Source organism: Hylemonella gracilis ATCC 19624 (assembly GCF_000211835.1).
GTDB lineage: Bacteria > Pseudomonadota > Gammaproteobacteria > Burkholderiales > Burkholderiaceae_C > Hylemonella > Hylemonella gracilis.
In genome coordinates this window covers 107,858-115,348 of record NZ_AEGR01000060.1, presented here as the reverse complement: position 1 = coordinate 115,348, position 7,491 = coordinate 107,858, and the positions used below count along the sequence as shown (strand labels likewise).

The following is a 7,491-nucleotide window of genomic DNA, read 5'->3' as shown; positions in this document are numbered from 1 at the left end:
TGCCCCCCCGCCGGCTCGAGGCCGACGCGCGCGCGGCCGTGGCGGCCTTCGACGTGCAAGGCGTGCGTTCCACTGCGCAGAAGGCCGCGCTGCTGTCTGGCGGCAATGCCCAGAAACTGGTGATCGCGCGCGAGTTCAGCAAGCAGCCACGCCTGGTGCTGGCGCACAGCCCCAGCCGCGGGCTGGACGTGCGCGCCAGCGCCGAAGTGCATGCGCGGCTGCGCGCCGCGCGTGACGCGGGCGCCGCCGTGCTCTTGATCAGCGAGGACCTGGACGAAGTGCTCAAGCTGGCCGACCGCATTGGCGTGATGGCCCGGGGGCGCATCGTCGCCGAATTCGACCCACCGGCCGATCGCCAGGCGATTGGTCAAGCCATGACCCACCATGACTGACGCCGCTGCTTCCCATCCGGCGCCCTTGCCGCTCGATTCAGCGTCGAATTCGACATCAAATTGGGCATCGACTCCAACGCCGAAACGTCGCCGTGAGCCGCTGCTCAGCCGACGCTACACCCTCGAGATCCGCCAGCACATGGCCTGGCCCGCGCAGGTGCTGGTGCTTCTGCTGGCCGTGCTGGTGGGGATGGCCCTCTCGGGCGCCATCCTGGTCGCCGCCGGCGTGCCTGCGGGAGAGCTCTTCCAGGAATTCGTGATCGCCACCGTCTTCGACACGCAAAGCCTGCAGGCCGTGCTGTTCCAGGCCTCGCCCATGATCATGGTCGGGCTGGCGGCCGCCATCGCCTTTCGCGCCCGCTTCTGGAACCTCGGCCTGGAAGGCCAGATGGTATGGGGAGCCATCGGCGCGACGGCGATTTCGATTTTCGAGATCGGCCCGCCCGCGCTGCGCCTGCCCCTGATGCTGTGCGTCGCGGCGGTCTGCGGCCTGCTGTGGGCGCTGGGCCCGGTGCTGCTCAAGCTGCGCCTGGGCGTCAACGAGATCATCGCCACGCTGATGCTGAACTACATCGCGGGCAATTTCCTGCTGCATCTGCTGTACGGGGCCTGGAAGGACCCGCAAAGCGCGTTCCCGCACTCGCCGCAGTTCCGCAGCTTCGAACGGCTGCCCGAGTTCCTCGGCGCATCGGGCGCGGCCGTTTCGCTGGCGCTGGTGGCCATGCTGCTGGCCTGGTGGCTGGTCAATCTGAGCCGAGCGGGACTCTACCTGCGCTTCGTCGACGCCAACCCCGGCGTGGCCCACGCCACGGGCGTGCCCACGGACCGCATGGTGTTGCTGGCGGTCCTGGTGTCGGGAGGACTGGCTGGCGTGGCGGGCTTCCTGGTCGCGGCCGGACAGGAGGGCCGCCTGACCCAGGCCTTCCACCACGGCTATGGCTTCTCGGGCATCCTGATCGCCTTCCTGGCGCGCAATCACCCCATCGCGGCCAGCATCGTCGCCTTGCTGATCGCCACCCTCTTCGTCGCGGGACGCAGCCTGCAGGTCTTCTACCAGATCCCGTTTTCGATGGTGCAGCTGATCCAAGCCATCATCGTGATCTGCGTGGCCTCGTCCGATTTCTTCATTCGCTACCGCCTGCGCCGCGTGCTGCCGGGTTGAGGTATTTATGGAATTGATGGGCCATTGGATCGCCAGCATCCCGGACTTCGCCGTTCCTTACGCACTGGCGGCGCTGGGGCTGATCCTCACGGAGCGTGCAGGCGTGCTCTCGCTGGGCGCGGAAGGTCTGATGCTGATCGGGGCGCTGGTGGCCATCGGGGCGCAGCTCACCTTTGGCTCCACCCTGGTGTCCCTCGTGCTCACCATGCTGGCGGCGAGCCTGGTGTCGGTGCTGTTCGCCATCATGGTCGTGTGGCTGCGCGTGCATCAGGTCATCGCTGGGCTGGTGCTGGTCTTCTTTTGCCAGGGCTTGTCCAGCTTGCTCGGCACGCTGCTGGGGTGGACCAGCGTGCCCGTCACGGCGCAAGGACCGGTGGCGCTCTGGCCGCTGTCCGAGTTGCCCTTCATGGGCGGCTTGTTCGTGCAGAACCCCGTGGTCTTGCTGACGCCCTTCATCTTCCTGGCCGTGGTGGGGTTCCTCAAGCGCACCAGCACCGGACTGAAATGGCGCGCGGTGGGCGAAAACCCTCAGGCAGCTGACGCGGCCGGCATCCCGGTGGGCACCTACCGCTTCGTCGCGGTGCTCGCGGGCGCGGCGTTGGTGGGCTTGGCCGGCGCCTGCATTTCGCTGCTGTCCACCAAGCTCTGGATCGCGGGCATGACCGGCGGACGCGGCTGGATCGCGGTGGGGCTGGTCATCTTCGCGCGCTGGTCGCCCTGGAAGGCCCTGGCCGGCGCGGTGCTGTTCGGCTGCGTCGAGGCGCTGATCCCGCAACTGGCGGCGGCCGGCATCCAGCTGCCCCAGTATTTCGTGCTGATGACTCCCTACGTCATCACCCTGGGCGTGATGGTCTGGGTCGCGCTGGGCCGGCGCGCGGGCAGCGACGCTCAGCCTGGGGCCCTGGGTGAACCCTATGTGCGAGAGGAGCGGCGATGAAAGTCTGGGTCTACGAGCAGCCGCGCGAGGTCCCGGCCGCTGATTTCCGCGATTACCTGGACCCGGCCACCACGGCGGTGATTTCCATCGACATGCACCGGGGCCATCTGGAGGACAGCCCCGATTGCCCTTGCCCCGCGCCGCGCGCACGCGACGTCGTCGAACCCATCAACGCGTTTCACCGCGAGGCGCGAACGCTGGGCGTGCCCATCGTGCATGTGAAATCGGTGCTGCGCGCGGGCGGCGCGGACGACCTCGCAGGCATCCCGGCCGCGTGGCGCCGCACATTTCCACTGCACGTCGGCCCCATTCCCAACGCCGCCGCCCACGCCATCGAAGGCAGCCCCTGGACCGAATGGGTCACCGAGGTGCTGCCCCAGGACCTGAGGGTCGAGAACAAGCGGCGGCTTTCGGCCTTCTACCCGACCGACCTGGATTTCCTGCTGCGCAACCAGCGCATCACCACCGTGGTCTTCGACGGCGGCTTCACCGACTGCTGCGTGCTCAACAGCGCCTTCGACGCCAACAACCTCAACTACCGCGTGATCGTGCTGCGCGACCTGGTGCGCGGAACCGACGACCCGCTGGAGTCGGCGGCGCTGTCCATGGTGTCCCTGCACCTGGGACTGGTGATGGACTCGCAAGACTTGCTGGCGGGCTGGAAGCAAGGCTTCGAAGCCTGAACCCGCGCGCCGCGCAGCGCGCCACCCCGCTGGGGCCCCGGCGCCCCCGGAAACGCCGAAAAAGTCAGATCGCGGCCCATGGGCGGAAAATTTACCGCTCAAGTACCTCCCCCGGCTTGCCGATAGGATGACGAGTCCTATAGGATTTCGCAATTCAGCCGCGAATCCGGACCAGTCCACGGGAATCACGGGAAATCGGGATCAAGAAAACCATGAAAACACGCACCGCACCGTCTTTGCGCCAGCAGTTGCTCGCCTTGTTCACGGGCGCCACCGCGCTGGCCTTGGTCGCCGCCGCGCTGGCACCTTCGCTCGGCCGTGCCCAGGCGCCCGCGTCTGCGCCCAAGAGTGCCGCAGGCCCTGTCACGCAGCCCGTCGCGCCCCAGGGGGACGTGGCGACCAACCCCGTGCGCCAGCCGTCGGCCGAACAGGCACCGGTGCGGGTCGAGGGCGGTAGCAACACCATCGCCAACCAAATCAAGGATGTGATGAACGGCGGCGACGCCACGGGCAAGCAGCTCAACATCATCATCGACAAGAACAGCAGCAGCGGCGGCATGGCCACGGGATCGCAGCCGCCGAAGAACCCCGGCGCCGCGCCGCAAGGCAGCAAGCCGACCAACAGCGCGCAAATGCGCAAGGCGGAACTTGACGGCAAGACCCGCCTGGCGCAATCGTCCAATCCGCGCAACGCCTCGGGCATCGTGATCCGCGCCAAGCCGCTGCCGATGCCCAAACCCGTGGCCAAGCACGCCGAGCCGGAGCTGCCCGAGCACTGGAGCTACGAAGGCCCGGGCGGCCCGCAGAACTGGCACAAGCTCAAGCCCGAGTACGCGATGTGCGGCAAGGGCAAGACGCAGTCGCCCATCGCCATCATGGACGACGACACCCTCAAGGGCCCGGCTGAACCGCTGCAGTTCAGCTACAAGCCCAGCAAGGGCACGATCACCGACACGGGCCACAGCATCGAGGTCAAGGTTTACAACACCGACAACGTGCTGACGGTGCGCAACACCAAGTACAGGCTGCTGCAGTTCCACTTCCATGCGCCGGCCGAGGAGACCATCAACGGCCAGCACTTCCCCCTGGGCGCGCACTTCGTGCACAAAAACGACATGGGTCAGCTCGCGGTGGTGACGGTGCTGTTCGAGACGGGCGATCCCAACGCCCTGATCGAGAAGGTCTGGACCCACATGCCCCTGGGCCCGAGCGACAGCGTGCGCATGCCGCCTGACCTGGTGAACGTCTACGACATCCTGCCCAAGGACCAGCGCTACTACTCCTACTTTGGTTCGCTGACCACCCCGCCTTGCACCGAGGGCGTGCTGTGGCTGGTGCTGAAGCAGCCGGTGCAGATCAGCCCCGAGCAGCTCTACATGTACACCCAGCTCTACAGCAACACAGCCCGTCCGCTGCAGCCGCGCAACAGCCGCACCATCCGCGACGCGATCACGCTCACGGGTGCCATGCCGACGAACTGAGGCTGAGCCCGCCGATCGGGCCAAAGGTCCGGCCAAGCCAGGGCCCTCCACGGAGGGCCCTTGTCATTTGGCGAGCGACTTCAGCGCCAGGCGGATGCCCTCGCTCACCTCGACATCCTTGGGCAGGGCCTTGAGCGCGGCGGCGGCTTCCTTGTCGCTGTAGCCCAGGGCCAGCAGCGCCTGCTGGATGTCGGCCTGTGCGTCATGCCCGGCCGCCATCGCACCAGGACCGGCCACGCCGATGTCGGCGCCCAGCTTGCCCTTGAGCTCCAGCAGCAGGCGCTCCGCCGTCTTCTTGCCCACGCCCGGCGCCTTGAGGAGCCGCCCCATCTCCTGCTGCGTGACAGCCTGAGCCAGTTCGGCCACGCTCATGCCCGAGAGCACGGCCAGCGCCGTGCGGGGCCCCACACCGCTGACCTTGATCAGTTCGCGAAAGGCCGCGCGCTCGGCGTCCTCGCCAAAGCCGTAGAGCAACTGCGCATCCTCGCGCACCACGAAGTGGGTGAGCAACGTGACGGGCTGCCCGAGCACGGGCAGGTGGTAGAAGGTGTTCATGGACACCTGCACCTCGTAGCCCACGCCATGGCAGTCCACCAAGACCTCGGGGGGATTTTTCGCGATGAGGGTGCCGGAAAGCCTGCCGATCATGGGGGACCTATCATTCACTGTGTTTGAAACCGAGCGGAAATTATCCACTCCACCCCCCCATGATCCTGCGCCACGACTTCACCCCACCCAACAACACGCGCCTGGCCAACCTCTGCGGCCCCGCCGACGAGCACCTGCGCACCATCGAAATCGCGCTGCAGGTCAAGATCGCCCACCGTCACGAGCAGTTCAAGATCGACGGCGCGAAGAAACCCGCGCAACGCGCGCTCGAAGTGCTGCAGGCCTTGTACGAGATGGCGGCACGCCCCGTGCAGCCTGACCATGTGCAGCTCATGCTCGCGGGCGACAGCAGCATGGCACTGGACGACGGCGGCGAGGTCCTGCACACCCGCCGGCAGGACCTGCGCGCGCGCACGCCCAACCAGGCGCTCTACATGGACAGCATCGCCAACCACGACATCACCTTTGGCATCGGCCCCGCGGGCACCGGCAAGACTTACCTGGCCGTGGCCGCCGCCGTCGACGCGCTGGAGCGCAGCGCCGTGCAGCGCATCGTGCTCACCCGTCCGGCCGTGGAAGCCGGTGAGCGCCTGGGCTTTCTGCCCGGCGACCTGACGCAGAAGGTGGACCCTTACCTGCGCCCGCTCTACGACGCGCTCTACGACCTCATGGGTTTCGAGAAGGTGCAGAAGGCTTTCGAGCGCAATGCGTTGGAAATCGCGCCCCTGGCCTTCATGCGCGGGCGCACGCTGAACAACGCCTTCGTCATCCTCGACGAAGCGCAGAACACCACGCCCGAGCAGATGAAGATGTTCCTCACCCGCATCGGCTTCGGCGCACGCGCCGTTGTCACGGGCGACGTGAGCCAGATCGACCTGCCCAAGACGCAGTTGAGCGGCCTGGTCGACGCCGAGCGCGTGTTGAAGCGCGTCAAGGGCATCGCGATCTGCCGATTCACCAGCGTTGATGTGGTGCGCCACCCGCTGGTGGCGCGCATCGTCGATGCCTACGACAAGCGCAGGAGCGAAAGCGTGCGTGCGGGAGACCGCGCATGAAGCCCAAGCAACGCGCCGCTCAGCCGTCTGTCGCCATGTCTGCCCGTTCTTCGACCGAGCTGCCGGACCTCACGCTGGACCTTCAGTTCGGCAACGCCGTGCCCGAGGCGCACAAGAAGCTGCTGAGCAAGGCCCGCGTGACGCGCTGGATGCGCATGGCCCTGTTGCGTGACGCGGAGATCACCGTGCGCGTCGTTGGCGCCGCCGAAGGCCGCGCGCTCAACCGCGACTACCGGAACAAGGACTACGCCACCAATGTGCTGACCTTCGACTACACGAAGGAGCCTGTCGTCACCGCCGACCTCGTGCTCTGCGCGCCCGTGGTGGCAAAAGAAGCGAAAGAGCAGAACAAGAGCCCGGAAGAACACTACGCCCATCTGCTGGTGCACGGCACCTTGCACGCCCAAGGGTACGACCATGAGACCAGCGAAACCGATGCGCTGGAGATGGAGGCGCTAGAGGTGTTGTTGATGGAGGGGATGGGGTTGGGGAATCCGTATGAGTAATGGATTCTTATCCCCATGGCCATGTCTTATTTGATGGCAGAAAGAACTTCTCTCTCCAATGCTCCCGTAGCAAGACACACAGTCTGCAAAGGAAACATTGATCCACCACCCGTATTAAAGACTATGGACTCAACAGTAGTTTGCGGAAAATTATTAGTAGCGTAACGAACGGTGGCCGTTTTTGTTACCACATAACGTGTATTGACGGTGACACGCGTTGATGTGGGCCCAGCCTCTTCAAAGATCAAATTGATCTTTCCTTCTAGACTCATTCGACGATCAACGAAAACAAGACTTCCTCCCTGCTCCATAATTTCATAAGACTGTTGTGCTTTTGCTGCCGGAAAATCATAGGTTCGCTCCCCGCGCGCATTGGACACATAAGAAGTAATTCTTCCGCAATCTATGAACTCTTCTGGATTGCCGGTATAAGTGATATTCAACAGACCGGATGACTTATCGATGGTGTTCACACCAAAAATCTTCTTCCCCAACTCCGGAATACTCGACGTCCACACCGCCTCGCGCGGGCGATCAATGATTTTGACATTTGCAGAAGCTTCTGGCCGAGCCTGCGGACGGACATAGTCAAGCTTCCCTGCACATGCAGCAAGCATCAGCGATAGAGCACCAATCACAAAAAAACGCATTTAATCCCTCCAAATT

Annotated in this window: 8 protein-coding genes and 1 pseudogene; 7 read left to right on the top strand and 2 right to left on the bottom strand. The window is 65.1% G+C overall.

Annotated elements, in window-relative coordinates; genetic code table 11:
• From HGR_RS10170 to HGR_RS16845, 5 genes and pseudogenes are all read left to right on the top strand, one after another.
• Window positions 1–392, top strand: a pseudogene (locus HGR_RS10170) (ABC transporter ATP-binding protein); the annotation flags it as partial.
• The gene (locus HGR_RS10165; protein WP_081463508.1) at window positions 385–1,554 is read left to right on the top strand and encodes an ABC transporter permease; all 1,170 of its coding nucleotides are present in this window, start codon (window positions 385–387) and stop codon (window positions 1,552–1,554) included. The pseudogene HGR_RS10170 and the gene HGR_RS10165, both read left to right, overlap by 8 nt.
• Window positions 1,555–1,561: 7 nt before the next feature.
• Entirely contained in the window at window positions 1,562–2,491 is a 930-nt protein-coding gene (locus HGR_RS10160) for an ABC transporter permease (RefSeq protein WP_006298146.1), read from the top strand.
• Entirely contained in the window at window positions 2,488–3,174 is a 687-nt protein-coding gene (locus tag HGR_RS10155) for a cysteine hydrolase family protein (protein WP_006298145.1), read from the top strand. Before HGR_RS10160 ends, HGR_RS10155 begins: the two co-directional genes overlap by 4 nt.
• A 212-nt stretch (window positions 3,175–3,386) precedes the next feature.
• Window positions 3,387–4,655: a carbonic anhydrase gene (locus HGR_RS16845; protein WP_006298144.1), complete on the top strand. Its 1,269-nt coding sequence runs from the start codon at window positions 3,387–3,389 to the stop codon at window positions 4,653–4,655.
• 63 nt (window positions 4,656–4,718) lie between these two features.
• Here the strand turns inward: HGR_RS16845 and ruvA are convergent, their stop codons facing one another.
• Complete coding sequence (gene ruvA, locus HGR_RS10145) at window positions 4,719–5,303, bottom strand: Holliday junction branch migration protein RuvA (protein ID WP_006298143.1); 585 nt, start codon at window positions 5,301–5,303, stop codon at window positions 4,719–4,721.
• Window positions 5,304–5,362: 59 nt separating this feature from the next.
• Here ruvA and HGR_RS10140 point away from each other — a divergent pair, with 59 nt between their 5' ends.
• Both HGR_RS10140 and ybeY read left to right on the top strand, forming a co-directional pair.
• Window positions 5,363–6,319, top strand: coding sequence for a PhoH family protein (locus HGR_RS10140; RefSeq protein ID WP_006298142.1), 957 nt, complete (start codon window positions 5,363–5,365; stop codon window positions 6,317–6,319).
• 35 nt (window positions 6,320–6,354) lie between these two features.
• Entirely contained in the window at window positions 6,355–6,825 is a 471-nt protein-coding gene (ybeY, locus tag HGR_RS10135; protein WP_039853168.1) for an rRNA maturation RNase YbeY, read from the top strand.
• Between the two features lie 26 nt (window positions 6,826–6,851).
• On the opposite strand, the gene HGR_RS17340 is transcribed toward ybeY, so the two are convergent.
• Window positions 6,852–7,475 (bottom strand): hypothetical protein, encoded by a 624-nt coding sequence (locus HGR_RS17340; protein ID WP_138922475.1) that lies wholly within the window; start codon window positions 7,473–7,475, stop codon window positions 6,852–6,854.
• Between the last annotated feature and the right edge of the window lie 16 nt (window positions 7,476–7,491).

What these genes read in the sequence shown, in the direction of transcription:
- HGR_RS10165 (WP_081463508.1), top strand. Translation starts at nt 385, where the DNA reads ATGACTGACGCCGCTGCTTCCCATCCGGCGCCCTTGCCGCTCGATTCA.
- HGR_RS10160 (WP_006298146.1), top strand. Translation starts at nt 1,562, where the DNA reads ATGGAATTGATGGGCCATTGGATCGCCAGCATCCCGGACTTCGCCGTT.
- HGR_RS10155 (WP_006298145.1), top strand. Translation starts at nt 2,488, where the DNA reads ATGAAAGTCTGGGTCTACGAGCAGCCGCGCGAGGTCCCGGCCGCTGAT.
- HGR_RS16845 (WP_006298144.1), top strand. Translation starts at nt 3,387, where the DNA reads ATGAAAACACGCACCGCACCGTCTTTGCGCCAGCAGTTGCTCGCCTTG.
- ruvA (WP_006298143.1), bottom strand. Translation starts at nt 5,303, where the DNA reads ATGATCGGCAGGCTTTCCGGCACCCTCATCGCGAAAAATCCCCCCGAG.
- HGR_RS10140 (WP_006298142.1), top strand. Translation starts at nt 5,363, where the DNA reads ATGATCCTGCGCCACGACTTCACCCCACCCAACAACACGCGCCTGGCC.
- ybeY (WP_039853168.1), top strand. Translation starts at nt 6,355, where the DNA reads ATGTCTGCCCGTTCTTCGACCGAGCTGCCGGACCTCACGCTGGACCTT.
- HGR_RS17340 (WP_138922475.1), bottom strand. Translation starts at nt 7,475, where the DNA reads ATGCGTTTTTTTGTGATTGGTGCTCTATCGCTGATGCTTGCTGCATGT.